The following is a 26,528-nucleotide window of genomic DNA, read 5'->3' as shown; positions in this document are numbered from 1 at the left end:
ACAAGCACAACCTTCTGAGCAAAATGGAATAGGTGATTTGTTAGGTGCTGTTTTAGGACAGTCTGACACACAAGATCAATCTTTTATCTCTCAACTTCTTGATGCAGATGGTGACGGTAGTGTTATTGATGACGTTGCAGGAATGGTTTTAGGAGGCGATAAGAAAAAAAATGGCCTGGGCGGTATGCTAGGCGGCCTTTTCGGAAAATAATACATTTCATTTACAATGTGTAAAAGCGGTTACTTTAATAGCTAATCGCTTTTTTAATGGTAATATGTCTAAAATGTGCGTTTTACTCGACCAATTTATGAGTTCACTCATTGCTCATTTCTTTAGGGTTACAATGAGTTTACCTTTAGACTATGAAAAAATTAATACTTAGCATTCTAATTGTAGTAGCTATAATAGGATGCAGCTCTTTAAAAAGTAGCAACGATTATAAAATTGAGAAAGGAACTATAACTAATGATACCATACGTATCGCAAACGACAGTCTCAAATATGAGGTAATTATATTTGAACCAGGTTTTAATGCATGGTTAGCAACCCAACCTCAGCAAGGCTATTTCTCTCAATCTTCTATGGAAATAACTAACAATTTAAGAGTAAATGAATACAATTTGAGAGTACAAAACCCTAGTAAATATAGCATTCATTTATATCCATTTAGAATAGACTATGACCGTCGTATCGATTATGGGTATGAGGTGAACTATTTACTTCACAACTACTTTCTTTTCTTTGAACAAAAATATAAACAACGCCTTCTGTAACGTATTTTTGCAGTATGCAAAAAATCAAAGAAAACTGGGAAATCACAAAAAACTGGCAACTCGTTTTTATACTTTTAGGTATCATAGGATTACTCGCATGTGGCTATTTTATAGCTCTTAAAATTTTACCATCTTCCTTTGAAGACATTACTTATGAATATGCGTTTACTATAGCGGTAACTCTGGTATTTGCTTTTATCTTTTATAAAATCACGATCTGGCTATTTAGTAAGTTAAGAGACCGATGGAAAGTAACCTATCGATGGGAGCTTATAGCTATATTTATAGTGTTTGCAATTACAGGCTCCTTATCAGCTCGTTTATCTGGACCATTCATGGAATTTTTGGGATTAGATCAAGATAATTTATCGGCATGGGTTTTTTGGCCACTAAGGTTATTGATTATCTTCCCTATTTATCAATTAGTTCTAGTATGCATGGGCTGGCTATTTGGGCAGCATGAATTCTTTTGGGCATTTGAAAAGAAAATGCTGGCTCGTTTTGGGATCAAGTTGTAATAGAGACGTTTTTTATCTCGCTTTCGCGAAAGCGGAACTAACACAAAACTTTTCCCTTAAAAACTATCAGTATCGTACCTTTGCTTTTCTAAACGAGACTTGAGCAAGAAAGTATGGATAATAATGATATTTTAAGAAGACTGCGGTTTACACTCAATTTGAGTGACGACTCTATGATGGATATGTATGCTAAAGGCGGCGAACCTGTTTCTAGAGCTGAGATAAGCAGCTGGCTTAAAAGAGAGGAAGATGAAGACTTTGATGTTGTTATTGATGAAAACCTAGCTACCTTCTTAAACGGTCTTATCGTCAATTATCGCGGTAAGAAAGACGGTAAAACACCTGTTGCAGAAACTGAATTAGATAATGTAATTATATTACGTAAACTTAAAATCGCTTTCAATTTTACCTCTGATGAGTTAATTTATATTTGGAAAAAAGCAGGTGTAGAAATAAGCGAGACTGAATTGAGTGCTTTTTTTAGAAAAAGAACACATCCTAAGTTCAAATACCTCAACGATCAATACCTACGTAAATTCCTGAAAGGTTTTCAAATACAACGTAAAACACAACGTGAAAAAGAAGCTTATAGAAATTCTTTTAATAAGTAGAATTAGATCAAATATGATAAAACAAAAGCCGATATGTAGATATCGGCTTTTGTTGTTTTATTGATCAATTATTTAGACTACTTCTTTTTATGAATTTTAAACTCTTTATATCGTGCAGCCGCAGCTATGACTAGGATTACAGCTAGACTTATACCTGCAAATTGATATGAGATAATTTGATCACCACTCGCATAACTATGCAATCCAGATAAGTAAAAGTTTACACCGAAGTACGTCATCAACACACTTGCAAACGCAAGAACCGACCATAAGTTAAAAGTCCATCTTCCTTTTAAACCTGGTACTAGTCTCAAATGCAGTACAAAAGCATAAATAAATATGGTAATCAAAGCCCAAGTCTCCTTAGGGTCCCAACCCCAGTAGCGTCCCCAGGATTCATTTGCCCACATACCGCCGAGGAAGTTTCCTATGGTTAACATGATCAGTCCCACAGTAAGCGCTACCTCATTGATATAAGTGAGCTCTTTAATATTCAAGTCCATAATTTTCTTATTCTTCTTTGTGGAAAAGATCATCAAAATCATAGTTACCAGACCTAGTATCATTCCTAATGCAAAAGGACCGTAACTACCTACAATGATAGAAACGTGAATCATCAACCAGTAAGAATCTAGCACTGGCTGTAAATTACCTATTGCTGGATCTAACCAGTTCAACTGTGCTACCCACAAAATTATTGCCACGACAAATGCAGTACTTGCTACCGTCATATCGCTCTTTCTACCGAACATAAGTCCGAAAGCCATAGTCGCCCAGGCAACATATATTAGAGATTCATAGGCGTCAGACCATGGAGCATGACCACTTAAGTACCATCTCATTATCAAAGCACCAGTATGAACTAGAAACAAAGCACCGATTACCGCAAAATGAAACTTAATAGTCCATCGTATTTGCTTCATGGGTCTTATGATTTCTACAATTAGTAAAATCAACATTATGATCCCGAACCATGCATACCACTTATATAAGCTTTTAAATACATTGTACTTATTATAAAGAATCTCTGCCTCAATTTTATCCTCACTTGGAATAACATCTGCACCGTGATATTTTTGAAATTCAAATAGACTATTAAGCGCCGCATTAGCATTCAAATAATTGCCATCTACTTTTCCTCTAGACAGTAAAGAAGAATATGCAGGAAAAAAGTCTCTTACAAATCTTTTGTCTCGTTCTTCTGTAAAGCCTGCTTCTTCTAAATCTGGAGCTGCATACCATTTGTTATTTTCAGCTCCTTTTCTAGGAAATACCTTAAAAATAGATCCAGAAAGTACTTGATCTAAAATACCTACACTGTAATTTATATCTATAAAGCCTTGTTGAATACTTGTCTTGACATCAGCAGCATTTGCTTCATCTAGATAAGGACTTATTTTATAGCTACCTAAAGTACTATCCTTTCTGCGTATAAAATCCATTCCTCTAGCATAGCTGGTACTTTTATCAACGCCTAGAATAGTTTTCAAAGAATCATTTTTATAGTTAAGCTTAATGATAGGTATGTCAAACCACATGTCTCTGAATTGCAACATACTAAGTATAGTTTGCTCTGGTGTTAACCTAACAACGCTATCGCCTACCTTAGCTTCATAATAATCTCTCTCACTTAAACGACGTAAAACTTCACTAGCAAGAGTAGACATAGGTTTCATTCTACCTTCATCTTGCACCACTACTCTACCGAAACGTTCTGCTTGCGGCAATGGAACCATATTTGCTACAATAATACTATCGGCTAGTTGTACTGGAATAGGTGGCAATTTTTGAGGCGCCATTTCAATAGCTTCACCTGTTACTGCAGGATCAACTGCACTAACATCTTGATTTGTACTTACGGCATCTCTATTTTCAATAGCGGTAGAATGTGCACCTGGTGCATGATTATGACCAGTATGATCTTCTTGAGGTGTTTGTGCTCCCGCAAATGTTGCTGTAAACAAAATCGCAATCATCGCAAGGTGTTTAGCTTTGCGTTTTTTAACTCTTTCTATCAATCTTCTCAACTCTCCAAAACGAGTATTTGGGTCAAAAATTAAAGCCATGAGTCCCAGATATAATAAGAAATAACCAATGTAAGTAACCGTTTTACCCCAGAAATCATGATTTACAGAAAGGTGCGTTCCTAATTCGTCAGGATCAAATCCAGCTTGGAAAAAACGGTAACCTTCTTTATCGAGTACATTATTCATATAAATATGTTCTGGTGTTCTTCCTGCGCTGTCTATTACTGTTACTTTACTTTCAAACGCAGCATAGGACTTTTCTGTTCCTGGTTGTTTTTTGGCAATAAAATCGTTCAACTCTATGCCGAATGGCAATTCTCTTTGTATAGAGCCATACTTTATATAGAGTTTCAATCCATTTATTTCAAGATCTGTATAGTCTGATATAATACCTTTACCACCTAATAGTTCTATTTTTTGAGAATCCTCACCACTGCTTACTGTTGCGAGAATTCCATAAGCTTTTGCTTTTGTAGGCTGTGGACTTTTGATAATACCAACTTCTCCTTGCATCACCGGATCTGGAACTACAAACTGTAATCCTGCCATGGTATAAAGTGAGCGTAATTGCAACGGCTGTATAGAATCTTTGATCACCTCACCTTTCATTTGGTCTGCCATTCTTAAGAAGTCACCTTCATAAGGAGTTTGAATCGTATAACCGTTCCAGTTTTCAGTGATATTGATCAATCCTTTTTGAGCGGCAATTTCAGGGTCTACATTTACGCCAAAAAGCACACCGTGAATACTAGCCTCTTCTCCATCTTTAATAAGGTGATCGTGTCTCGTTCCTTCTCCAGCTTCCACTATTTTTAAAAATCGATCACTATTTTCATCTCCAGGTTTTAAACCTTCTACCGCATCATAGATAAGACTGTCTATGGTAACTTTTATTTCTTTATCATAAAAATCAAAGCTTCTTGAAGTATTATAATCATATTGAGAAACCAGTAATTCTTCTTTAACAGACCGTTGCATAGCGTTACCATTAGCATCTTCTCCTTGAATAATAGCACTGAAGTAGGTTTCATCACTAAAAAAAGTGTTTTCAGTAGCACCTTCACGTATTAACATCATGCCTTCAAAGGAGATGTATCTGGTAATTCCCGCACCTATGATGATAAGAATCCAAGATAAGTGTAAGGTAAGCGTTGCCCATTTTTTCCACTGAAACAATTGATAACGCTTAATGTTTCCTATAAAATTGAGCATAAGCCACAACATTATTAAAGAAAACCACCATTGATTATACACCCAAAGTTTAGACGTAGGTGTGTCGTAAGAATTCTCAATAAAGGTACCAGCTGCCATACTTGCTGCAAATGCAAGTAATAAAACTGTCATCGTTCTTGTACCAAAAAGCAAAGCAATTAATCTGTCTTTCATAGGACTTTTTTACCGGCTGCAAAGATACTTAACAAAAGCCGCAACACCATGTCTTGTGAGTCGGTTTGAAGTGTGTATTTTTACAGCATGATTAAAGTAATTGTCATAGGAACCGGTAATGTAGGCACGCACCTTTGTAGGGCTCTTGATAAAGCAAGATATAGTTCTCAAATACAGCTTACTGCCTACTATAACAGAGCACAAAAAAAGCTAGAAGGAGTAGACGCTCCATTAGTAACAGATCTCAAAAATTTACCTGATGCAACTCTTATTTTACTAGCTGTACCTGATGACGTTGTTGCTGCCGTAGCTGAGCAACTACCAGCTCAAGCAACCATAATCGCCCATACTAGCGGTAGTGTTGCTATGCAAACTTTAAGCAATCATAAAAACCACGGCGTTTTTTATCTACCACAAAGTTTCAGCATCTCACGCACACCTAACTTTGGAGAAATAACTATATGTCTAGAATCGAGCAATGATTATGTAAATTCTGTCTTAGAGATGGTTGCTGTTCCGCTTTCGCGAAAGCGTGCACAAATCAATTCTAAACAACGTAAAAAACTACATCTTGCTGCCGTCTATATCAATAATTTTGTAAATCATTGTTATACAAAAGCTAGCGAGATTATGGATGAAGCTGCCATAGACAGTCATCTACTGGATGCTCTGATGCGAGAAACCTATGATAAAGCAATAGATCTATCGCCTAAAAATGCTCAGACAGGTCCAGCAGTAAGAAACGACTCAAAAACAATAGAAACGCATTTACAGATGCTTGATAAAGAAGATCGCGATATGTATCGATCGATAACAAAATCCATACAAAAAACACATGGCAAAAAGCTATAAAGAATTACTTCACGACATTACAACTTTTATTTTTGACGTAGATGGCGTACTTACCGACGGTAGATTACTCATTTCTGAAAGTGGTGAATTGTTGCGAACAATGAATGCAAAAGATGGTTATGCGATGAAAACCGCACTGCAAAATGGTTACCACATTTGTATCATCACCGGTGGTACTAATGAAGGAGTAAAAGGAAGACTTGAAGGTCTAGGCATTACCGATGTTTTTCTAAATGCAAGTGACAAGATGATTCAAATAAATGATTATGTCAAGAAACATCAACTCAAAGCAGAAAACATCGTCTATATGGGTGATGATATGCCTGACGTTCCTGCAGTGCAATTTGCTGGTTTAGGATGTTGTCCACAAGATGCTATTCCAGAAATTAAAGCAGTAAGTCAGTATATTTCTCATAAAAAAGGTGGTGATGCTTGTGTTAGAGACATTATTGAGCAAGTCATGAAAGCGCAAGGAAAATGGAAGGTAATCGACGGAAGCAGCGTGCAATCAAGTTAGCTCAACTTGTCATTCTAAGCATTGTGCCATCGCTTTTTAATTTCTAGAATACATTACATTCAAGAATACTTTAATTTTGATTTGACTTTTCCCCTTTATTTTTAATTCATGAGTACCTTTTTTAAGATCATACGATGGCCTAATATCCTACTTACCATCCTTACACAACTGGTTATTGTTTATGGGATGCTAATTCCTTCTGGAGTTGATCCATCTTTGAGTAACTGGCAATTAAGCTTATTAATTCTTGCTACTGCATTGCTTACCGCAAGCGGAAATGTCATCAATGATATTTATGATGTTGAAATAGATCGTATTAACAAGCCTGAAAAACTACTGGTTACTAAAAGTATATCAGAAAAGAATGCTTTCTACATCTATATGGCGCTCACTGTAATTGCTGTAGGTGCTGGTTTTATATTATCAAACAGTATAGGGAAACCTATTTTATCTAGTGTTTTTATAGCTGTTGCATTTATACTCTATTTATATGCGAGTTCGCTCAAAGCAATGCTTTTGGTAGGAAATATAATTATCTCACTTCTGGTCGCACTGGTCATACTTATCACCGGAATATTTGAATTGTTTCCATCCATAACACCGGAAACACAAACCGCCTTTAAATTTCTATTAGAGCGATTACTAGAGTTTGCATTGATGGCGTTTTCAATTAATCTAGCTAGAGAATGGGTAAAAGATTGTGAAGATGTAAATGGTGATAAAGCTGGCGGCAGAAATACAATCGCCATTCTATTAGGTAGATCGAGAGCCGCAAAAGTTATTTCTATTTTTATCCTTGCTATCGTTATTCTGCTAGGCTGGTATGTTTACGAGTTCATTTATAAAAATGAAGTAGCGACGTATTTTTTTACATTTCTAATTATAGGACCTCTCACTTTTGTTGCTTTTAAACTATGGACAGCTGCATCTCCAAAAGAATATCACTTGCTATCTAACATTCTAAAACTAGTATTGTTATTTGGGATTTTATCTATAGGAATTTTTAGATTAAACTATTATTTCAATTAAAATTATGCTGAGAGCTAAGTTCAAAAATACAGATATCATTCTCGCGTCTCAATCTCCAAGAAGACAAGAGCTATTAAAAGGGCTGGATATCGACTTTAGAATAGAAACGAGACCAGTCAATGAAGTCTATAGTGATACTCTTAAAGAGCATGAGATAACAGACTATCTATCTTCATTAAAAGCCAACGCATTTGATAAGGACTTACAAGACCATCAACTTCTCATAACAAGCGACACGATCGTATGGTTTCAAAATGCCGCATTAGAAAAACCCCAATCAGCGCAGCATGCTAAAGAAATGATCGCTTCCTTAAGTGGTAAAATGCATAAGGTTTTTACATCTGTTTGTTTCACAACTACAACTTCTCAGGACATAATTAATGATTGTACTTCTGTACATTTTGCAACATTAACAGAAGAAGAGATAGATTACTATGTTACCACTTATAAACCATTTGACAAAGCTGGGGCATATGGTATTCAAGACTGGTTAGGTTATGCCGCAGTTACTCGATTAGAAGGCTGTTATTATAATGTGATGGGATTACCGCTGCCTAAGGTCTATGAGTTTATGAAGAATTGTAAGTTGTAAAAAAACACATTATTTGTATTAAATACTAAACATTTTTGATTCATTTTGCGATAATCACAATTTGATTTTCTGTTTTGTATCTTATTTTTATAAAATGCAAGAACAATTTATTTCAAAAATTAAAAGTATTCTCAACGAGAATCAATCTGTGACAGAAGAAATAGCTGCCGTGTTAGATATAAGTTATGATGCCGCTTATAGACGTGTCACTGGTAAGACAAGTATAAGTCTAGAAGAAAGTGTCATACTCTCAAAGCATTTTAAAATATCGCTGAATAAATTATTTGAAGTAGGCGAGCAAACTTCTATTCTTACTGATGTTTCTCCTAGCATCGAGAACATGGCACAACTGGAGCAGTATTTTGATACTTCTTTACAAAACATTTTACCGTTAACTAATTTAAAGAGTGCGAGCATCACCTATTCTGCTAAGGATATTCCTTTATTTTATACGTTGAGTGATTCCTATTTGACTAAATACAAATGTTATGTATGGCTCAAATTCCTCAATGAAGATGGCAGTATGGAAAAAATGAGTTTTAAAAATTTTATGGATCAAGCTCCAAAATCTCTTTTTGAAAGCGCTATAAGACTAGGTGAGACTTATAATTACATCGATATTGTCGAATTCTGGAATGATAATACCATTAATGGAACATTACAGCAAATATTCTACTATTATGAAACAGGTTTACTTTCTAGAGCACTCGCTTTATTAATATGCAAGGACCTTAAAGATATTATTGACCATGTAGAGAAACAAAGCATACAGCAAACGATCATTAACTCTAAAAACAACGCTCAATATCATCTTTATAAAAGTGACTTACTCACTATGAGTAATACCATAATGGTAAAAACTAAGAATCAAAAAGTATTTTTCTCACCTTTTACCGTACTCACCTATTTTAAGGTAGAACATCAAGCTACTTGCGATAAATTAGATCGGTTTTTTGAGAAACAAATGAAAAATTCAAAGCTGCTGGTCAACTCTGGTGAGCGAGATCGAGCTCAATTTTTTAATAAAATGCATCTTAAGGTAGATAGTGTAATTGAGCGCATTAATATTAATCAAGACTTGATATATTTTTAAATAGCACACTTTATTCTATCTCAAAACAAAAAATCCACCTCATATGAAGTGGATTTTTTATATTAATAAGAAGAATGTTTTAGTTATAAACAGACTCTTTACCGTGGTGAACACAAAGCATGTAATAGATACAAGCGCGGTATTTTGCACGCTCACTCTTACCATACTTCTCAATTACCGCTTCCACAGACTCCATTAAGTTGTCTCCAGAAAGTCCTAATTTTTTCTGTAGGTAATTTTTAACTACACGTTCCATTTCACTTTTCTCAGCACTTACAGTCTCAGCATCTTTATTATAAATAGATGGACCTAACCCTTTAGTTACTTTTCTAAGTAGCTCTTCGTTCAATTCACCACCTACTTTATCCTTGTAAGCTGCAATGTACTTTTCTACTCTTTCATCAAATTTGCTCATAATATTGTTGATCGATTTTAGTTAATGATTATAAATGTATGCATTAAAAGTAAATGATTAATTTCTATTTTAAAAATTTAAAATAATCTAGAAGAACGGTATCATTAATCCGTCTAGGTGTAAAAATTTCCAATAACTGTGGTTGTTCATTATTGGCTATAAATTTTTGGTACGCTTTCGCGAAAGCGGACTCCTCACTTATACTTTGATAATTAAAGTTATGCATATGGCATAGATGCTCTGCAGTCAGTTCATGTTCTGTCTCAAAATAAGTATCAAACTCAGCAGTGTCTTTATGTCCAGGCAAAATTCTAAAAATCCCTCCACCAGAATTGTTAATGACTATTATCTTAAAGTCTTTAGGAATGTATTTATTCCATAAAGCATTAGAATCATAGAAAAAACTGAGGTCACCTGTAATAAACACAACCGGTTGATGACTTGCCATAGCAGCTCCTACAGCCGTGCTCGTACTGCCATCTATGCCGCTGGTACCACGATTTGAAAACACTACATGACTAGGATTCATTTGAAACAGCTGTGCATAACGTATGGTACTACTGTTTCCCAATTGTAATACAATACCATCTGGCAATGCCTTAAATAGCGTTTCGAACACTTTAAAATCTGACCAAGGCATATTTTTAAAATACTGTTCTCTTTTAATAAGATAGCCTTTGAAATGATTTGTCCAACGTTTTTGATAGTCGCTATATATAAATTCCTTAGGAAGTTGTTCGATCCATTTTTGAGGTTTTACTTTTATGTGACCGGCCAGCTTAAAAAAGGTATCGTATGCTTTTCTTTTGCCTACGTGGTAATGAACTTTAGTCTCAAAACGCCTTAAATATTGTTTGATCTTTTTAGAAACGATCATACCGCCTATTGTTACTACGAGATCTGGCTGTAAGTCTTTAATTTGGTCGACTTCATTTTCAATAGGAGCAATTAATGTATCTATTCCCCAAATAATATTCTCATGAACAACGTTACTACTTACTTCACTCATCACTAACACGCTAGGGTCACTAGTTAAAATATCCAGATCCTTTTTTTCAAATACTGGTGGATTAAGTGTTGCAAGAATTACTAACTTTCTAGGTGAGGTTTTCCATTGCTCAATAAAACTTTCTGGAATAATACTAGACTCCTCTTTAAGAAGATCTATTACCTTAACTTCTAGAGAAGGTTCAGCTACTTTATTGTATAAGGGTTCTTCAAAAGGTATATTAATATGTACCGGGCCACGTTGTGCTATAGATGTATTTATAGCTTTATTGATCAATCGCTCATTAGTCGCAATACCTTCTTGATCATTAACTGAATTGATTGGTTCTAGTTGAGTGTCAAATAATATATGATTTGCAAATACATGGCGCTGTCTTATAGTCTGTCCATCACCTATGTCGATTTTATGAGCAGGCCTATCTGCACTTAAAACTAGGATAGGGATTTCAGAGTAGAATGCCTCAGCAATCGCAGGATAATAATTGAGTAATGCGCTACCGCTAGTGCAAAGAATGGCAACAGGTTTTTGTAACTGTTGAGCTATACCTAGTGCCACATGTGCAGCACAGCGCTCATCTACAATACTATAACAGTTGAAAAAATCATTTTCTGTAAAACCTATTGTTAATGGAGCATTTCTAGAACCAGGCGAAATAACTATATTATTAATACCTCTTTCTTTACATAAAAGTATGACTTGCTGAGCGTGTAATATTTCTGGATACATAACCTAACAAAGGTACTTGTGAAATGTATTGTGGACAACATACTTAACAGGTTCTTACCAAAAAACAATACGAAATAAAATATGGTACCTAAGAAACCTTCCTTCCTATAAGTAGACGCTTTACAAGTTTTATTAAAACTTTAAAAAATCATTTAAAGTAGTTAAATATAAAACTATGGTGAAGGTATGATAACGTTTTGACTTAGGTTACTTACTTTTCATCTATAAAACTAATGGTTTCAAAAAGTTAAAAAGAACTTTTAGAAAATCTGTATTGCTTATTTGAAATATTATGTCGATATTTAAAATTCAATAAAGCTATCCAAACCTATGATTATATTTAAATACTTTGTTTTTTATTCGTTTGTAGGAATTTATCAAAGCGCAATAGTATCCAAATCTATTATTAAAAGAACTTATTTATATTTTAAATCTTTAAATGAAAGTCGCAACGAGCAAGGTCAAGTTGTAGGATTTAAAACAACCCTTTTAAGAACAGCCTTTAGAAGTATTTTATAAGCCCACTTCTTTACAACAGCCTTTTCATTGTAATTAATTTTTGAACCGTTTCATCATATTCTAATATAGGATTACTTAAAGCAGTGATTCCACCACCTACGTATATTTTAACTTTATTCTCAAAAAGTTGCATGCATCTCAGGTTCACAAAATAGTTTGCTTGAGAGGCTTCGACTATACCCAAATATCCTGTATAGAAAGAACGGTCATAACCTTCATTATCTTGGATAAATCTTTGGGCTTTATCTCTAGGCAAACCACACACCGCAGGTGTAGGATGTAAAGCATCAATATAATCTTCTTTCCTACTGGAATCTATCGTAGCGCTAATATCTGTTTTTAAATGAATTAAATTACCAGCTCTTGAAGTCTGTACATCAGATATCACTAAATCATTAACCCCACAATTATTTAGGTTTTCAACTATGAAATCGGTAACTAATTGCTGTTCTTCGATTTCTTTTTTACCCCATATATGATTGCCGTCTGGATTAAAAATTGCAGTTCCGGCAAGCGACATTGTTTTCAATTTATCACCTGTTATTGCAGCTAAAATTTCTGGAGTTGCACCCATCCATTTTCCGACCTTAGGATGACTAAAAAAGTAACAATTTGCAGCTGCATAACTTTGTAACAATGCTTCTAGAATCTCCAAGTCATTTGTTCTTTTAGTCACCTCTTGTACTCTAGAAAGAACTACTTTTTTAACAGCAGATTCTTTAAGCATTTTAATTGCTTTTTTGACCAGTTGGGCATATCTACTTCTCTCCTTTTCATCCATTAATTCACTCTCGTGAAGCTTTTGATCAAGAGAAAAAGCAGCACTTTCATAAGTAAACTCTTTATAGACTTCACAAGGTATAAAAACCTGATTTTCTGTTTTTTCAAATTTTGAAAAAACAGCATAAGTCATATTGTCAGGTGCGCTTTTATGCCATTTCTTATCCTTTTGTGATATGATACGCACAAGGTTATCATTTGCCTTTCTCAATAACAAGAAAGGGTGTTGATTTTCGATTAGTGATTGTATGTATGAGGTTAAGTTTTCGCGCAAGCGGTTTATAAATTATGGTTAATAAGATGATTACTTTTTTAAAGCAATAGTTGTCAGTTTACAAATGGATATGAGACGCTCTTCTTCATCAGTAATTTTGATTTCCCATAGTTGTGTAGTTCTTCCTTTGTGTAAAAATCTGGCAGTGGCAAAAACATGTCCCTCCTTTTTTGAACGCGTATGATTAGCACTTATTTCCAGACCGCGTATAGCAAAATTTTCAGTGTCTAAGAACATGTAACTAGCAGCACTTCCTACAGATTCTGCTAGCGCCACACTTGCTCCTCCATGAAGTACTCCATCAGGCTGGTGTACTTTAGGCGTCACAGGCATTCTAGCCGTTAAAAAATCAATCCCGACGTCCACAAAATCGATGTCAAGAGTTTCCATGAGCGTGTTTTTGCAAATAGCATTACATCGCTCTAGTATTTCTGCTTTGTCCATATCTTTACCAAAAATAAGGCATAGAATATAATAAATGGTAAAAACAGTTTCCTACTCGCATACTAACTCTTATGAGACTCTATTTGAATTAACTGATAAAACTAAGAATATCTGGGTATGTTTTCACGGCTTAGGTTACTTATCAAAGTATTTTAAAAAATATTTTGAAGATTTTGATCCAGAAAGACATTACGTGATTACCCTGCAAGCTCCATCAAAATTTTATATAGGTAATAAATTTAAACATGTAGGTGCGTGCTGGCTCACAAAAGAGGATACACAACAAGAAATAGAAAACAATTTAAATTATGTAACTGAAGTCCTTAAAGCCGAAAATATCTTGCAAGACAGACGCATCACATTGTTTGGTTATTCTCAAGGTGTTTCCATGGCTACGAGGTTTTTAAAACAATACCACTACCCTATTACGTCTTTAATACTACATAGTGGTAGTATACCAGTAGAGCTCACCAGAGAAGATGGATTACATTTTAAAAAATACTGTTCTAGAGTTATTCATATTGCTGGCACCAAAGATGAGTACTCTACCGAAGAGATTGAAAAAAGAGAGAAAGCAAAAATAGACTTACTGTTTGGTAAGGATTGTGAGATATATAGACCAGATATAAAACATGTAGTTCATGTACCTTTACTCAATAAAATCGCTCAAGACCTCTAATTTATGGAAATTATTTTTGCAACTCACAATCAAAATAAGCTTAAAGAAGTGCAAGATTTAATGCCTTCTCACGTAAAGCTTATAAGCCTAGACGATCTAGATTTTAAAGAAGACATTCCTGAAACTTCAGATACTATCGCAGGTAACGCCATCCAAAAAGTAGAGTTTTTAAGAAATAGATTTGACTTACCCATCTTTGCAGATGATACAGGCCTGATAGTCGATTCTCTCGACGGTGAGCCTGGAATTTACAGTGCTAGATATGCTGGAGAGCATAAGAATAGTGAGGATAATATGAATTTACTACTAGAAAAGTTAACAAACAATAACGATAGGAAGGCACGTTTTATCACCGCTATTGCGTTAAATTTGAACCATAATCAAACTTTGTTTGAAGGCATTTGTGAAGGAACGATTCTTAAAGAACGTAAAGGCAAAAAAGGATTTGGATACGATCCTATTTTCCAGCCAGATGGTTATACAAAATCATTTGCTCAAATGACAATGTCAGAAAAAGGTGAAATAAGTCACAGAGCAAAAGCGCTACGTAAACTTATCGAGTACCTTAAAGAAGTTAATTAAAATATAAATACCTATTAAATAAGCACATTAGCTTATTTTTATACCTCGATATGAAACTACCATCTTACATTTTATTTTTCTGCTTTAGTTTATTCGTCAGTTTTGGTTACGCTCAAGGCGAAAAGGAAACTACAGAAAAAAAAGAAAATACTTTGTCTAAGGTAAAAGGTAAAGTCTTAAATGCTAAAGACAATACCGTCCTTGAAAACGTAAATATTCTTAACCTAAACCAAATTAAAGGAACCACTACTAGTAAAGAAGGTGTTTTTCAAATAACAGCCAAAGTTAACGATACATTGTACTTCTCTTATTTAGGTTTTGAAACTATAAACGTAAGAGTTACCGAAGATTGGTTAAAATTTGGCGATGTGACCATTTCTATGACAGAACAAGGTATCGCACTTGATGAAGTTACAGTAACTGAAACCCAATTAACAGGATTTCTAGAAATAGACGCTAAGCGAGCACCTATTTATGCAACAAGAAGATATAAAATCAGTGGTTTACCTAAAGGATATGAAGCTGGTGACAGTGAGCCAGGAGCTATAACAAATATTCTAGAAAGCGTTTTCAATCCAGCAGATTTCTTATATAACACCTTTGGAAAGAAAGGAAAATCCATGCGTAAATTACGTCAGGTTAAAGAACAAGACGAAATTAGAACACTCTTACAAAGTAAATACGATAGAGAAACTCTAATGAATCTATTGCAGCTAGATAAGCTAGATATAGACGCCATTTTAAGGAATTGTCAATACTCTAAAAACTTTATAGAAACAGCAAACGATCTTCAGATCTTAGACGCTATCAGTGAGTGTTATGAAGAATATAAGATCTTAAAGAGCTCCAAAGAAAAGAATAAAAAATAACCAAACTTCAATCAAGTGAATTTAAGAAACATATTATTAATTGCTATCGCATCCACAGTAATTATAGGATGCAAAGGCATGAGAGGAAAAGACGGGAAACCAGGAAAACCTGGGGCAGATGCCACAACAACAAAATCAACTCTAGATTACTCGCAAGTAGATGTAATGGATTATGCAAATACCATTACTCTAGATGAATTGAAAGAACAACTTTATTTTTATGCTAGTGATGAAATGGAAGGCCGCAATACTGGTTCTCCTGGACAGAAAAAGGCGGTAAATTATTTAAGAGACCAATACAAGAAAATGGGAGTTCCTGGAGGTGGTCAGTACGGCGATTATTTTCAAATTGTACCTGGCAAAGCCTTTGGTAAACCAGAATTATCTTCAGAAAATGTACTAGCCTTTATCAAAGGACGTGAATTTCCTGATGAAGTTCTAGTAATCTCTGCACATTTAGATCACGTAGGAATGAAAGATGATAAAGTCTACAATGGTGCTGATGACGATGGTAGTGGTACTATCGCACTTCTAGAAATTGCCGAAGCCTTTAAACAAGCCGTTAACGATGGATACGGACCACGTAGATCTATTTTATTTTTACATGTAACTGGTGAAGAAATAGGTTTAAAAGGAAGTAAGTACTATGCAGATAATCCCATCTACCCTATGGAAAATACTATTGCCAATTTAAATATCGATATGATAGGTAGAATAGATGCTGCACATGAAGATAATCCTGATTATGTCTATTTAATAGGAAGCGATATGTTATCTCAAGAGCTTCATGATATGTCAGAGGCTGCAAATAAAAGTTCTATGAATATGAACTTAGATTATAAGTATAATGGAAAAAGTGATCCTAATCGTTTTTACTACCGTAGTGACCACTACAATTTTGCTAAAAACGATGTTCCAGTAATATTCTATTTTAACGGGACTCATGAAGACTACCACAAACCTACAGATACTCCAGATAAAATTGAGTATGAACTCTACCAGCGTCGTGCTAAATTGATTTTTGCCACAGCATGGGAAGTTGCAAATGCAGACAAACGTCCAGCATTAAAATAAATAGAGCTGTACTCCTATTCTATAATAGCGCAAATTCTATAATTTGCGCTATTTTAATTTCTTATACTTTTTAAAATTGTTTGAATTAAAATACTTCATGACTAAAGTCATTTTGTCTTTGGGTGCCATCGCTTTTGTATTTATAATTTTAAACGGTATTTGGTTAGTTGTGTATTTAATAGAAATTGACATTGACATAAATAGTATAGACAGGAATTTAAAATTAGGAACCTATTCTGCACCTATCAGTTTACTACATTTGTGGAATCCAAAAATTTTAGAAAAAACTGCTTCAGTTGATTTTTTTAAAAATAATTCGTTTGATCAACAAAAAGAATCTATCAGTAAACAGGCTAATAAAAAACAAACAACTAGTAAAGTAATTATAGGAATAAGCTATATAATTCTAATTCTTGCTTGGCTTAAATTTCTGTCATAAAAAAAGGCACGATATTAATCGCACCTTTATGTTGTGATTCCGCTTTCGCGAAAGCGAGATCTATATTAATCTGTTTCTACACCTGCAAACTCTTGTTGAATAGCCATTCTAAGACGTCTGTAATAATCTTCTTCTAACCAATCTTTATAGTTGTTAGTATTGTTGATTATACAATACGCATATCGCCTGATGCGATCTTTAATATCTTCCTTCAATAATTTTGCAAGAATACGAGCGTCAAATACGTCCTCGCTATTCTCTACACACCATTGCACGTGCTGTGCGATCGACTCATCAAGGACGTCTTTAGATTTACGACCTTCTTTTGTAATGCGCTTATATGCTCCTTTAATGTCAAAAGTAAAATCTTTTGTATTAGGGAATTCTGCTTTTGTAGCTTCAGGAATTTGATAGACAAAGTTGCGTTCTATCTCTTCATCTGATACTATATTTTCTACATAGAAATCTGGAGATCTAAAAACTTGCTGCCAGTCCACAGGCTCATTCCATAGACCAAAACGAGCTACGTTATTTCCTAAATCGATGATTTGAAATTCTTTCTTACCATCCAAAATACGAGAACCACGACCTATCATTTGATAGTATAAAGTAAGTGACTTAGTCGCACGGTTCAGAATAATACATTCTACACTAGGCTCATCAAATCCGGTAGTTAAGATACTAACTGAAGTAAGTACAGCGTCTGGTTTGTTTCTAAACCATCGTAGAATCTCTTTACGCTCCTCTTTTGTATTTGTATTATCTAAATGACGTATTTCTATTCCAGCTCTTCTAAAAGTATCCTCTACTTCAATACTGGTTCTAATACCATTATTAAAAATTAATGTTTTTTTACCTTTTGCAACTTCATTATAGGACTGTAATAATTTGTCCTGCATGGTTACCGCAGTATAGAGCTTCTCACTACTTTTCACGGTATAATCACCATTCATACCTATAGTAAGACCGCTTAACCCTACATCATAAGTATGCGTAACTGCTTGAGCGAGAAAACCTTGCTCTACTAAGGACGTAATACTATTTCCTACGATAAGCTCTCTATAGTTGTCCTTCATAGGCAACTTAAAGTTAGAACTTAAAGGAGTTGCCGTTACTCCTAGCATAAAACAGTGATCAAAATACTTAAATAGCTTTCTAAAACTGTTGTAGTGTGCTTCATCAATAATAACTAGCCCTATATCATCTAGCTCTAATTTATCATCTTGAATACGGTTATTCAAAGTTTCTACCATGGCCACAAAACAATCAAATTCCTTTTGATCGTCAAGTTCCTTAACCTTAGAGTTAATAACTTTATTTTTTACATTAAAGCCATTTAGCATTTTTGAAGTTTGCTTACACAACTCAATACGGTGAGTAAGAATAACCACTTTCTTACCTTTTTCTCTTATGTACCTACGTACAATCTCAGAGAAGATAACCGTTTTTCCTCCACCAGTAGGCAACTGATAAAGAAGATTGTAATCATCTGATTTGTTGTTAATACGGTCAAAAACCGCTTCCAGATCGCGTTTTTGATAGTCGTATAAAGATTTAATTTCTGTTTCATTTTTCATAGACAAGACTCTGGATTTTCATTTTTGAGATTTGCAAAAGTACTCCTTTTTTAAGGTTCTTAACCTTTGTTTAGTGTTAAGAATACCAGATTATTTTAATTCGTAATAATTTAACGTAGTTAACGGCGTTAAAATCTTAATTTTGCAAAGAGAAATAATTCTATTTTGGAACAATCTACTACAAAGAAAAAGCCTTGGTTTCAGCCAGATCGTGCCCATAAGTACTATAAACTTACTGGTTTCTATACTTTTGTTATAGACAGTATCAAAAAATCGATGCCTCCGGTACTCATTGTAGTTGCCATACTAGCTGCTCTGCATTTTTTTGTAATCGATATAAATGAAGCACTAGAACTTGCTGTAGAAACATTACCAGACTATGGAGTTCTTGCTTTTTTCTACGTATCAGAAACAGTTTTGGGACTCATACCGCCAGAATTATTTATCGCTTGGGCTGGCGAGACAAGTACACCTATTCTCAATCTATCACTAATTGCTCTATTCTCGTACCTAGGTGGTTTCACTTCTTACTGGATAGGGAGACGTGCTTTAAAAATACCTAGCTTACATAATTACTTAGAAGTTAAAATGGCCAAACAATTAGTTATGGCAAGAAAATGGGGTGGCGTTTTAATAGCCGTAGGTGCTCTATTACCTTTACCCTTTTCCATGGCAAGTCTCGTTGCTGGGATGTTACGCTATCCAGTAAAAAGTTGGGCGCTTGTAGGTTTGTTGCGTTTTGTGCGTTTTGCACTTTACGGCGCCGCTATTTTTGCACTAGTCTAAATACGTCTACTGTACTTTTCTTAATTACATTAGAATATCTCATTTCTAGTTTTATACTTACAAGTCATTGATAAAAAATGTATTATAGTATTTTAAAAATGACGCATAAAAAAACCGCTCAATAATGAACGGTTGTATATAAAACATAAATTAGAAAAACTTCTAATTTTCTTGTTCCTTAAGTTTTGCTTCTTTTTTAAGTTTTCTCTTTTCTAATGCAGAACCAGTAATCCAATACGGGATTGCAAACAAAGTCAAAAATAACATCAACCAAAATCCTATAGTAAGGATTCCTAAAAATGCTAAAAAGCCTAGATATTGATCAAATTCGAACATAATACTTCTGTGTTTGCTGCAAAGATACAGACTACTCTTTAAAAATAAAATATCTCTGTTAGATTTATTAACAAAATTCTGTTTATAAACTAGCCTTAGTTATCAAGGCGGCATACGTTCATAATTTTAATGTGGTCGTATTAGGTTGTTTTATTGATCTCGCTTTCGCAAAAGCGGTAAATACAAACTCATTTTACACGCTGTTATAATTCTCTTTAAGAACTATCTTATAAAACGTACAGGTTTTATATTTGTAGAAAATCCGTTTACATGAAATATAGAATAGAAAAAGATACGATGGGGAACGTTGAAGTTCCTGCAGATAAACTTTGGGGTGCGCAAACGCAGCGTTCTCGCATGAATTTTAAAATAGGTCCTGCTGGAAGTATGCCACTGGAAATAGTTTATGGTTTTGCCTATTTAAAGAAAGCAGCGGCTTTTACAAATTGTGAACTAGGCGTGTTAGACGAGAATAAACGCGACCTTATTGCCCAGGTTTGTGATGAAATACTAGAAGGCAAACATGATGATCAATTCCCACTGGTGATCTGGCAAACTGGTTCTGGTACACAATCTAACATGAATGTGAATGAAGTAATAGCAAATCGTGCTCATCAACTTGCTGGTAACGTTATAGGTGAAGGAGAGAAAACCATACAACCTAATGATGATGTGAATAAATCACAATCTTCTAACGATACCTTTCCTACAGGTATGCATATCGCATGTTATAAAAGAATAGTAGAAAATACCATTCCTGCAATTAAGCAGTTGCGTAATACTTTACATAAAAAATCTATAGACTTTAGTGAGGTAGTAAAAATAGGTCGTACGCATTTAATGGATGCGACACCACTTACCTTAGGTCAGGAGTTTTCTGGTTATGTTTCTCAGCTTGATCATGGTATTATCGCTTTAGAAAATACATTAGCACATTTAAGTCAACTTGCTTTAGGTGGTACTGCCGTAGGAACTGGTCTCAACACACCAGAAGGTTATGACGTTAAAGTGGCAGAATATATCGCTCAATTCACTGAGTTACCTTTTAAAACAGCCGACAATAAATTTGAAGCACTTGCTGCTCACGATGCACTTGTAGAAACTCACGGAGCATTAAAACAAATCGCAGTATCATTGAACAAAATTGCTCATGATATAAGAATGCTGGCGAGCGGTCCACGTAGCGGTATAGGAGAATTAATTATTCCTGCAAATGAGCCTGGAAGTTCTATCATGCCAGGAAAAGTAAACCCTACTCAAGCCGAAGCTATAACCATGGTTTGCGCTAGAGTTATGGGTAACGATACTACTGTTACTGTAGGTGGTATGCAAGGTCATTTTGAGTTAAACGTGTTTAAACCTGTTATGGCAGCAGCAGTTCTTGAAAGCGCCCAATTGATAGGAGATGCTTGTATTAGTTTTGACGAGAATTGTGCTGTAGGAATAGAACCTAATAAAGAAACTATCAAATCTTTACTAGAAAACTCTTTAATGCTGGTAACTGCATTAAATACAAAAATAGGTTACTATAAAGCAGCCGAAATTGCAAACAAAGCTCATGAAGAAGGTACCACTTTAAAAGCTGCGGCTCTTGATTTAGGTTACGTCACTTCTGAGGAGTTTGATGAATGGGTGAAGCCAGAAGATATGGTAGGACATAGATAACATCAAGTTACTGTAATATATAAAAGGATGCTTAAAAATTATTTTAAGCATCCTTTTTTAGTTATATATTTATTTTTCTTAAATAAAAGAAACTTTTGTAATCAGCTTGTTGCGTTTCCGCTTTCGCGAAAGCATCATGATTTTTATAAATAAGAATATTTAAGCATTTGCACTACACCACTTTTCATTTCTCAACCAAAGAATTTATGAACCACAATACTTGGAATACATTTTACAAAGACACCAAACAACTACAAAAACCAGCACAAGCACATCAGTTACTCTCACAGAGCGATATCAATCACTTACAGTTGCTGCTTATAGATGTCTTAAATGGATTTTTAAATAAAGGAGAACACCACATCGGGATGAAAATCTATATAGATAGTGAGCTACGTAATGACTACATCCTTAAATTAGTGAAGCATCCTCCTAAGGTAGGTGAATCTCTTGAAGAATGGTCGCATCAAATTTTTGGTGATCAAAAGTTTGGGATGATTTTAATAGGACTAGAACAGTACAGTAATGCATTTGCAGAAAAGGCCGCATCTATGGTCTCGCCTTTGCTTAAAACTGCTGGAATGCCAGTGCATGGATTATCATTTCTGTTTTTTATGGGTAATTATGGTTTCACACCTTTTGGGATTCATAAAGAGGCTACTGGAGAAGATGGGATCTTATTTCATTTAGGTCCAGAAAATAAACAATTTTATACATGGGACGATCCAAAGTTTAACTCACTAGACCATAATACTCAGGTATTTCATAACGTATCTGAAATGATATCTGAAGGTGAGGAATATATTTTAGAACCTGGTGATGCTATGTTCATACCTCACTATGTTTATCACATAGGAAACACCTCTGAATTTTCTTCAAGTGTGGTTTTAGATTATATAAATCCTCCGAAGGATCAATTTGAAAATGATTTGATACAAGCAACTGCAGAACAAGGGTTAAAAAATCATGTAGACTATGAAAAACCTATTGAAATGGAAGCCACTCCAGCGTTATGGAATCAGCTAATAGACATCCAATCAGTACAACGAAAAATGGAACTAGTTTTATCTAGAAATATTCTCAAATTGAGAAGTAATGGTGGACTAGCAAGAAAATCTATAAGAAATCACGCTACAATGCCTAGTGATATGAATGCTAATTTCAAGGGTATACCTATATTCCCTTTGCTTTTTGAGGTTCAAACTGATGGTTCTGTCTTAATATTTGCGCGAGGACATCAAATGGTTATCAAAAACCATCCTAACCTAATTGAGTTAATAAATAGGCTTAATAATGGAGCAACAATTTCAGTATCGTTAGTACATAGTCTATTGGGACCAGCTTGGGATTTAATCGATGTTTTTAGTTTCTTACAAGAATTGTTTTCTAAAGACGCTATAGAGATAGATAATTGATTAAAAATACTTCGTGGACACATTAACCAAATAGCTTTATTTTTAAATCAATATTTTTAATCTAATTGAAAAATTTGTTCTCATTTCTAGTAAAGTAAAAAATACATTAGAACTTTTATTACTCATCATTGCTGGTGAGGCTAATTTTATCTTGCCATTTGTTTTGGCACGTATTTTTAGACCAACAGTGCTAGAAGTGTACCAGTTGACTAATGTTGAATTAGGTGTTTGTTTTTCTATTTACGGTACAGTGGCTTTTATATCTTACTTTTTAGGTGGCAGCCTTGCAGATAAATATCAGCCTCGGTATTTAATGTCTATATCACTTCTTTTAACAGCAGTTGGAGGTATTTACATGGCTACTTTTCCATCATTTTATGAATTGAGTCTTCTTTACGGTTATTGGGGTTTTACAACTATATTTTTGTTTTGGGCAGCTATGATCAAAGCAACAAGAGTCTGGGGCGGAAAGAATAAACAAGGCATCGCTTTTGGATTGCTCGATGGTGGTCGAGGAGCTGTTTCTTATCTTTTTGGTCTTGTAGGACTTTATATATTTTCAATATTCTTAACTCAAGAAATACAGTTTACTGAACTAATAGATCGCAAAGAAGCTTTTCAATATGTAGTGTTGACATGCTCTGCATTGATTGCATTAATTGCTTTTCTAGTTTTTCTATTTATTAAAAATGAAACCGAACCAACCTTGGTAAATGATAAAATTACATGGCGGCAGTTACTTCGCAAATATCTAGAAGTAATTCAGATAAAATCAGTGTGGTTGCTCATGATTATCATCTTATGCGCTTATACCGGTTATAAAATCACTGATTACTACTCGCAATTTGCAAATGAAGTCATGGGTTATGATAAACTAGTTTCTGCTAAAATAGGTAGTGATCTTCTCGGTATACGTGTTTTTATAGGAGTTATCATAGGCTTTTTAGCAGATAAGTATCGATCTTCGTTAATGATGGTTTACGGTTTTGTGATTACTATTATAGGTGCCTTTATGTTTAGTGTAGGCATTATAAATACAAGCTCAGTGTTCCTCTTCTGGTTTGCTATCATACTTACTGCAACAGGTGTTTATGCATTTAGGACCTTATATTTCTCGGCTATTCAAGAAGGTAAAATTCCTCTTGCGGTAACTGGTACAGCAGTCGGAATGATTTCTTTAATAGGTTATACTCCAGATATTTTCATGGGACCTCTTACCGGTTATTTTATTGATAACTCACCTGGCTTACAAGGTTATCAGCAAATTTTTGGATTGCTTATCGCGTTTTCTTTTATTGGGCTTATAGCTGCTATCGCTTATTACAAGTGGCATCCTAATAAAGAATCTAAATAGACTTTTTAGCATTTCATAATTTTTCTCCTATGAAGCAATTACACGTTTGTAACGACTTACTTTAGGTTTAATCTCGCTTTCGCGAAAGCGTAAAAAAAAAAGCAACCTTCTCAGATTGCTTTTTAAAAAAATGCTTGAAATTAAATCCTAACGTGGATTTATAATTAAATCAATACGTGCCAGTAAATCTTCATAATGATATCGATTCACCTTATTCCCTGCTCTACTTCTTTTAGTCCTTAAAGTAGATTGCAATGATTTAAGTTCACCTCTAACTAAGGCTTGTACATCACTTTGGTCTATATTATAATTACTAAATCGAGAATCCTCATTCATTAAATATGCTAACCGTTCTACATAAGCACGCTGTAAATTTCTTTTATAAACGTCTACTTTGCCATTTGTAAATATCGCACTTTGCACGTCGTCCATTAAGTTTAAAGCACTGTAGTAATCTGTCTCTGTCGTTTCGGCATTTATCAATCTACCTATGCGGTCAAAACTCAATAAGTTATTTAAATGACGTACTTGAACAGATCTAAGACGTTCAAAATAAGCGTCTGGACTTATGTTTTTCACGATGTTGCGATCGATTAACCACTCAGGTGTGTCAAAAACATTTTCTTTAATCCATTGTACAGATTCTTTTTGCGTTTTTTTATCCACCGTGCTATAAACTGTTCCAGCTTGTGTAGGTTTTTTAAGGTCTTCATTTACTCCACCTACATTAGTTACTACATGACCTACATATCGTGACCAAACGCCTAACATTTCACCATATAGCTCTTGCAAATCGTCATAGTTATCAGTTTGTTCTGAAGTCCACTGCGGTAAGTTTTTTGCAACGTATTTTAAGTTTTTTATACCGTATGTGCTTGCCTTAATTGGATCATTTCCTATAGCTTCTGTTTGTGATTGCGGATCAAACCTACTGCTCTGTCTACCAAATTTATATTTAGGATCACCAGCCTTTTCCATTATCCAACCGTTTAAGGTTTCTATTTCTGCTTCTGGTGTATTGGCACTTGGGATTACACGATAACCCCAATTAGTGGCATAATGATCATAAGGACCCATCTGTCTCACAAATCGTATATTTTCATCTCCAGGTTGAGCAATATAGTTGTAACGAGCATAATCCATCAGACTTGCTGCGATACCATTCTTTTGCGTGAACTCTCCGTTTCTATAATCTTCTACATCATAAGCATAACTAGCTGCCATATTATGTGGAAAACCTAATGCGTGACCTACTTCATGGGCAATCACTTGACGCATCATCTCTCCTATTTCTTCAGAATCTGTATCTAATGTTCGAGCATTAGGATTTGCAGCACCAGTTTCAAGTAAGTATCTATTTCTATAAGATCTTAAGTGATTGTGGTACCATATAATATCACTCTCAATGATCTCACCACTACGTGGATCGCTAACTGATGGACCTACGGCATTACGAGTAGTACTAGCGACATATCTTACTACAGAATACCTTATATCTTCTGGTGAAAATTCAGGATCTTCCTCTTTACTAGGTGCATCCTTTGCTATAATGGCATTTTTAAATCCTGCTGTTTCAAACGGCTTTTGCCAGTCCTCGATTCCTTGTTTGATATATTTTTTTAAGTTTTCTGGAGTTCCTGGATCTAGGTAATACACTATAGGCTTTACTGGCTCTACTAATTCGCCTCTAGCATAAGCTTCAGGATCCTTAGGCTCTAATCTCCAGCGACGTATGTATCTTTTCTCATCAGCTTTTAATTCTTTACTAGAATAATCAATCTGTCCTACAGTAAAAAAACCTACTCTAGGATCATAAATTCTAGGTTGCATAGGTACTTCTGGCAATAAAATCATAGATTGATTTACTTGCAAACTTATGGAACCTACAGCTCTATTAGATGGTGGTTGTTGTGCATTATAGGTAAAATCTTGTTTAACTTCTATATTCTTAGGAAACGATTTTACAGAATTAATAAAACTGCGATTACTATCGAGGTTTCTAACTTTATACTGACTTCTCAATCTAGAATTTAAACCACTTATAGAAGGTACATCACTACTCAAAAATTTAGAGACATTTATAACAACAGCGGTTGAATCTGTATTAAAAGCCTTGATGTCAAACGCATACATAATAGGCTCGTAATTGTTCACCTTTACAGAGTTATTAATTGCTGCACTTTCGT

The 26,528-nt window shown here is 34.6% G+C and carries 25 protein-coding genes and 1 pseudogene; 18 read left to right on the top strand and 8 right to left on the bottom strand.

All coding sequences use genetic code 11. From position 1 onward, the window contains the following. The 4 genes and pseudogenes from A9Q93_RS06160 to A9Q93_RS06145 all read left to right on the top strand — a co-directional run. Positions 1 to 211 (top strand): annotated as a pseudogene (locus tag A9Q93_RS06160) (hypothetical protein); the annotation flags it as partial. A gap of 152 nt (positions 212 to 363) precedes the next feature. Next, on the top strand, positions 364 to 774 hold the full coding sequence (locus tag A9Q93_RS06155) for a hypothetical protein (protein WP_303686506.1): 411 nt from the start codon (positions 364 to 366) through the stop codon (positions 772 to 774). Between the two features lie 14 nt (positions 775 to 788). Then, positions 789 to 1,292, top strand: a complete 504-nt coding sequence (locus tag A9Q93_RS06150; protein ID WP_303686505.1) for a DUF6787 family protein — start codon at positions 789 to 791, stop codon at positions 1,290 to 1,292. Positions 1,293 to 1,405: 113 nt separating this feature from the next. Further along, positions 1,406 to 1,903, top strand: a complete 498-nt coding sequence (locus A9Q93_RS06145; RefSeq protein ID WP_303686504.1) for a DUF1456 family protein — start codon at positions 1,406 to 1,408, stop codon at positions 1,901 to 1,903. A gap of 77 nt (positions 1,904 to 1,980) precedes the next feature. Here A9Q93_RS06145 and ccsA read toward each other — a convergent pair whose 3' ends face one another. Then, positions 1,981 to 5,316 (bottom strand): cytochrome c biogenesis protein CcsA, encoded by a 3,336-nt coding sequence (gene ccsA, locus A9Q93_RS06140; protein WP_303686503.1) that lies wholly within the window; start codon positions 5,314 to 5,316, stop codon positions 1,981 to 1,983. Positions 5,317 to 5,403: 87 nt separating this feature from the next. On the opposite strand from ccsA, the gene A9Q93_RS06135 reads away from it, so the two are divergent. The 5 genes from A9Q93_RS06135 to A9Q93_RS06115 all read left to right on the top strand — a co-directional run bounded on the left by A9Q93_RS06135 (position 5,404) and on the right by A9Q93_RS06115 (position 9,399). After that, positions 5,404 to 6,168, top strand: coding sequence for a Rossmann-like and DUF2520 domain-containing protein (locus tag A9Q93_RS06135; RefSeq protein WP_303686502.1), 765 nt, complete (start codon positions 5,404 to 5,406; stop codon positions 6,166 to 6,168). Beyond that, complete coding sequence (locus A9Q93_RS06130) at positions 6,152 to 6,685, top strand: HAD family hydrolase (protein ID WP_303686501.1); 534 nt, start codon at positions 6,152 to 6,154, stop codon at positions 6,683 to 6,685. The genes A9Q93_RS06135 and A9Q93_RS06130 overlap by 17 nt, the downstream gene beginning before the upstream one ends. 108 nt (positions 6,686 to 6,793) lie before the next feature. Next, positions 6,794 to 7,714, top strand: coding sequence for a geranylgeranylglycerol-phosphate geranylgeranyltransferase (locus tag A9Q93_RS06125; RefSeq protein WP_303686500.1), 921 nt, complete (start codon positions 6,794 to 6,796; stop codon positions 7,712 to 7,714). A 4-nt stretch (positions 7,715 to 7,718) separates the two neighbouring features. Then, positions 7,719 to 8,306: a Maf family nucleotide pyrophosphatase gene (locus A9Q93_RS06120; protein WP_303686499.1), complete on the top strand. Its 588-nt coding sequence runs from the start codon at positions 7,719 to 7,721 to the stop codon at positions 8,304 to 8,306. 94 nt (positions 8,307 to 8,400) lie between these two features. Then, complete coding sequence (locus A9Q93_RS06115; protein ID WP_303686498.1) at positions 8,401 to 9,399, top strand: hypothetical protein; 999 nt, start codon at positions 8,401 to 8,403, stop codon at positions 9,397 to 9,399. 79 nt (positions 9,400 to 9,478) lie between these two features. Here A9Q93_RS06115 and A9Q93_RS06110 read toward each other — a convergent pair whose 3' ends face one another. From A9Q93_RS06110 to A9Q93_RS06095, 4 genes are all read right to left on the bottom strand, one after another. Further along, complete coding sequence (locus tag A9Q93_RS06110; RefSeq protein WP_303686497.1) at positions 9,479 to 9,814, bottom strand: DUF2853 family protein; 336 nt, start codon at positions 9,812 to 9,814, stop codon at positions 9,479 to 9,481. A 64-nt stretch (positions 9,815 to 9,878) separates the two neighbouring features. Continuing rightward, the gene (gene menD, locus A9Q93_RS06105) at positions 9,879 to 11,549 is read right to left on the bottom strand and encodes a 2-succinyl-5-enolpyruvyl-6-hydroxy-3-cyclohexene-1-carboxylic-acid synthase (protein ID WP_303686496.1); all 1,671 of its coding nucleotides are present in this window, start codon (positions 11,547 to 11,549) and stop codon (positions 9,879 to 9,881) included. A gap of 529 nt (positions 11,550 to 12,078) precedes the next feature. Further along, positions 12,079 to 13,065: an isochorismate synthase gene (locus tag A9Q93_RS06100; protein WP_303686495.1), complete on the bottom strand. Its 987-nt coding sequence runs from the start codon at positions 13,063 to 13,065 to the stop codon at positions 12,079 to 12,081. A gap of 87 nt (positions 13,066 to 13,152) precedes the next feature. Further along, positions 13,153 to 13,566 carry a hotdog fold thioesterase gene (locus tag A9Q93_RS06095; RefSeq protein WP_303686494.1) on the bottom strand — a complete coding sequence of 138 codons (414 nt, stop codon included), beginning with the start codon at positions 13,564 to 13,566 and terminating at the stop codon, positions 13,153 to 13,155. Between the two features lie 34 nt (positions 13,567 to 13,600). Between A9Q93_RS06095 and A9Q93_RS06090 the strand changes: the two genes are divergently transcribed. The 5 genes from A9Q93_RS06090 to A9Q93_RS06070 all read left to right on the top strand — a co-directional run bounded on the left by A9Q93_RS06090 (position 13,601) and on the right by A9Q93_RS06070 (position 17,209). After that, positions 13,601 to 14,245 carry an alpha/beta hydrolase gene (locus A9Q93_RS06090; protein WP_303686493.1) on the top strand — a complete coding sequence of 215 codons (645 nt, stop codon included), beginning with the start codon at positions 13,601 to 13,603 and terminating at the stop codon, positions 14,243 to 14,245. A gap of 3 nt (positions 14,246 to 14,248) precedes the next feature. Continuing rightward, a complete protein-coding gene (locus tag A9Q93_RS06085) occupies positions 14,249 to 14,827 on the top strand; it encodes a non-canonical purine NTP diphosphatase (protein ID WP_303686492.1) in 579 nt (192 codons plus the stop codon). 50 nt (positions 14,828 to 14,877) lie between these two features. Next, positions 14,878 to 15,696, top strand: coding sequence for a carboxypeptidase-like regulatory domain-containing protein (locus A9Q93_RS06080; RefSeq protein ID WP_303686491.1), 819 nt, complete (start codon positions 14,878 to 14,880; stop codon positions 15,694 to 15,696). A 15-nt stretch (positions 15,697 to 15,711) separates the two neighbouring features. Beyond that, on the top strand, positions 15,712 to 16,770 hold the full coding sequence (locus tag A9Q93_RS06075) for a M28 family metallopeptidase (protein ID WP_303686490.1): 1,059 nt from the start codon (positions 15,712 to 15,714) through the stop codon (positions 16,768 to 16,770). A 97-nt stretch (positions 16,771 to 16,867) separates the two neighbouring features. After that, entirely contained in the window at positions 16,868 to 17,209 is a 342-nt protein-coding gene (locus tag A9Q93_RS06070) for a hypothetical protein (protein WP_303686489.1), read from the top strand. A 65-nt stretch (positions 17,210 to 17,274) separates the two neighbouring features. Here A9Q93_RS06070 and A9Q93_RS06065 read toward each other — a convergent pair whose 3' ends face one another. After that, positions 17,275 to 18,786, bottom strand: a complete 1,512-nt coding sequence (locus tag A9Q93_RS06065; protein WP_303686488.1) for a DEAD/DEAH box helicase — start codon at positions 18,784 to 18,786, stop codon at positions 17,275 to 17,277. A gap of 165 nt (positions 18,787 to 18,951) precedes the next feature. On the opposite strand from A9Q93_RS06065, the gene A9Q93_RS06060 reads away from it, so the two are divergent. Further along, positions 18,952 to 19,572 (top strand): YqaA family protein, encoded by a 621-nt coding sequence (locus A9Q93_RS06060; protein WP_369674700.1) that lies wholly within the window; start codon positions 18,952 to 18,954, stop codon positions 19,570 to 19,572. A 162-nt stretch (positions 19,573 to 19,734) separates the two neighbouring features. Here A9Q93_RS06060 and A9Q93_RS06055 read toward each other — a convergent pair whose 3' ends face one another. Continuing rightward, positions 19,735 to 19,908, bottom strand: a complete 174-nt coding sequence (locus tag A9Q93_RS06055) for a hypothetical protein (protein WP_015364019.1) — start codon at positions 19,906 to 19,908, stop codon at positions 19,735 to 19,737. A 270-nt stretch (positions 19,909 to 20,178) separates the two neighbouring features. Between A9Q93_RS06055 and fumC the strand changes: the two genes are divergently transcribed. The 3 genes from fumC (at position 20,179) to A9Q93_RS06040 (ending at position 24,342) form a co-directional block, all read left to right on the top strand. Further along, entirely contained in the window at positions 20,179 to 21,573 is a 1,395-nt protein-coding gene (gene fumC, locus A9Q93_RS06050; protein ID WP_303686487.1) for a class II fumarate hydratase, read from the top strand. 206 nt (positions 21,574 to 21,779) lie between these two features. Next, the gene (locus A9Q93_RS06045; protein WP_303686486.1) at positions 21,780 to 22,988 is read left to right on the top strand and encodes an RNA methylase; all 1,209 of its coding nucleotides are present in this window, start codon (positions 21,780 to 21,782) and stop codon (positions 22,986 to 22,988) included. Positions 22,989 to 23,151: 163 nt separating this feature from the next. Beyond that, on the top strand, positions 23,152 to 24,342 hold the full coding sequence (locus A9Q93_RS06040) for a nitrate/nitrite transporter (RefSeq protein ID WP_303686485.1): 1,191 nt from the start codon (positions 23,152 to 23,154) through the stop codon (positions 24,340 to 24,342). A gap of 147 nt (positions 24,343 to 24,489) precedes the next feature. Here A9Q93_RS06040 and A9Q93_RS06035 read toward each other — a convergent pair. Continuing rightward, positions 24,490 to 26,528 (bottom strand): zinc-dependent metalloprotease (locus A9Q93_RS06035; protein ID WP_303686484.1); only part of this gene is annotated, 2,039 nt, incomplete at its 5' end.

Source organism: Nonlabens dokdonensis, from assembly GCF_002162835.1.
GTDB lineage: Bacteria > Bacteroidota > Bacteroidia > Flavobacteriales > Flavobacteriaceae > Nonlabens > Nonlabens dokdonensis_B.
The sequence above is the reverse complement of the archived record's forward strand: the minus strand, read 5'-3'. Positions and strand labels throughout refer to the sequence as shown.

Bases quoted from the DNA above. Each gene is read 5' to 3' on its own strand.
- A9Q93_RS06155 (WP_303686506.1), top strand. From the start codon at position 364: ATGAAAAAATTAATACTTAGCATTCTAATTGTAGTAGCTATAATAGGA.
- A9Q93_RS06150 (WP_303686505.1), top strand. From the start codon at position 789: ATGCAAAAAATCAAAGAAAACTGGGAAATCACAAAAAACTGGCAACTC.
- A9Q93_RS06145 (WP_303686504.1), top strand. From the start codon at position 1,406: ATGGATAATAATGATATTTTAAGAAGACTGCGGTTTACACTCAATTTG.
- ccsA (WP_303686503.1), bottom strand. From the start codon at position 5,316: ATGAAAGACAGATTAATTGCTTTGCTTTTTGGTACAAGAACGATGACA.
- A9Q93_RS06135 (WP_303686502.1), top strand. From the start codon at position 5,404: ATGATTAAAGTAATTGTCATAGGAACCGGTAATGTAGGCACGCACCTT.
- A9Q93_RS06130 (WP_303686501.1), top strand. From the start codon at position 6,152: ATGGCAAAAAGCTATAAAGAATTACTTCACGACATTACAACTTTTATT.
- A9Q93_RS06125 (WP_303686500.1), top strand. From the start codon at position 6,794: ATGAGTACCTTTTTTAAGATCATACGATGGCCTAATATCCTACTTACC.
- A9Q93_RS06120 (WP_303686499.1), top strand. From the start codon at position 7,719: ATGCTGAGAGCTAAGTTCAAAAATACAGATATCATTCTCGCGTCTCAA.
- A9Q93_RS06115 (WP_303686498.1), top strand. From the start codon at position 8,401: ATGCAAGAACAATTTATTTCAAAAATTAAAAGTATTCTCAACGAGAAT.
- A9Q93_RS06110 (WP_303686497.1), bottom strand. From the start codon at position 9,814: ATGAGCAAATTTGATGAAAGAGTAGAAAAGTACATTGCAGCTTACAAG.
- menD (WP_303686496.1), bottom strand. From the start codon at position 11,549: ATGTATCCAGAAATATTACACGCTCAGCAAGTCATACTTTTATGTAAA.
- A9Q93_RS06095 (WP_303686494.1), bottom strand. From the start codon at position 13,566: ATGGACAAAGCAGAAATACTAGAGCGATGTAATGCTATTTGCAAAAAC.
- A9Q93_RS06090 (WP_303686493.1), top strand. From the start codon at position 13,601: ATGGTAAAAACAGTTTCCTACTCGCATACTAACTCTTATGAGACTCTA.
- A9Q93_RS06085 (WP_303686492.1), top strand. From the start codon at position 14,249: ATGGAAATTATTTTTGCAACTCACAATCAAAATAAGCTTAAAGAAGTG.
- A9Q93_RS06080 (WP_303686491.1), top strand. From the start codon at position 14,878: ATGAAACTACCATCTTACATTTTATTTTTCTGCTTTAGTTTATTCGTC.
- A9Q93_RS06070 (WP_303686489.1), top strand. From the start codon at position 16,868: ATGACTAAAGTCATTTTGTCTTTGGGTGCCATCGCTTTTGTATTTATA.
- A9Q93_RS06065 (WP_303686488.1), bottom strand. From the start codon at position 18,786: ATGAAAAATGAAACAGAAATTAAATCTTTATACGACTATCAAAAACGC.
- A9Q93_RS06055 (WP_015364019.1), bottom strand. From the start codon at position 19,908: ATGTTCGAATTTGATCAATATCTAGGCTTTTTAGCATTTTTAGGAATC.
- fumC (WP_303686487.1), top strand. From the start codon at position 20,179: ATGAAATATAGAATAGAAAAAGATACGATGGGGAACGTTGAAGTTCCT.
- A9Q93_RS06045 (WP_303686486.1), top strand. From the start codon at position 21,780: ATGAACCACAATACTTGGAATACATTTTACAAAGACACCAAACAACTA.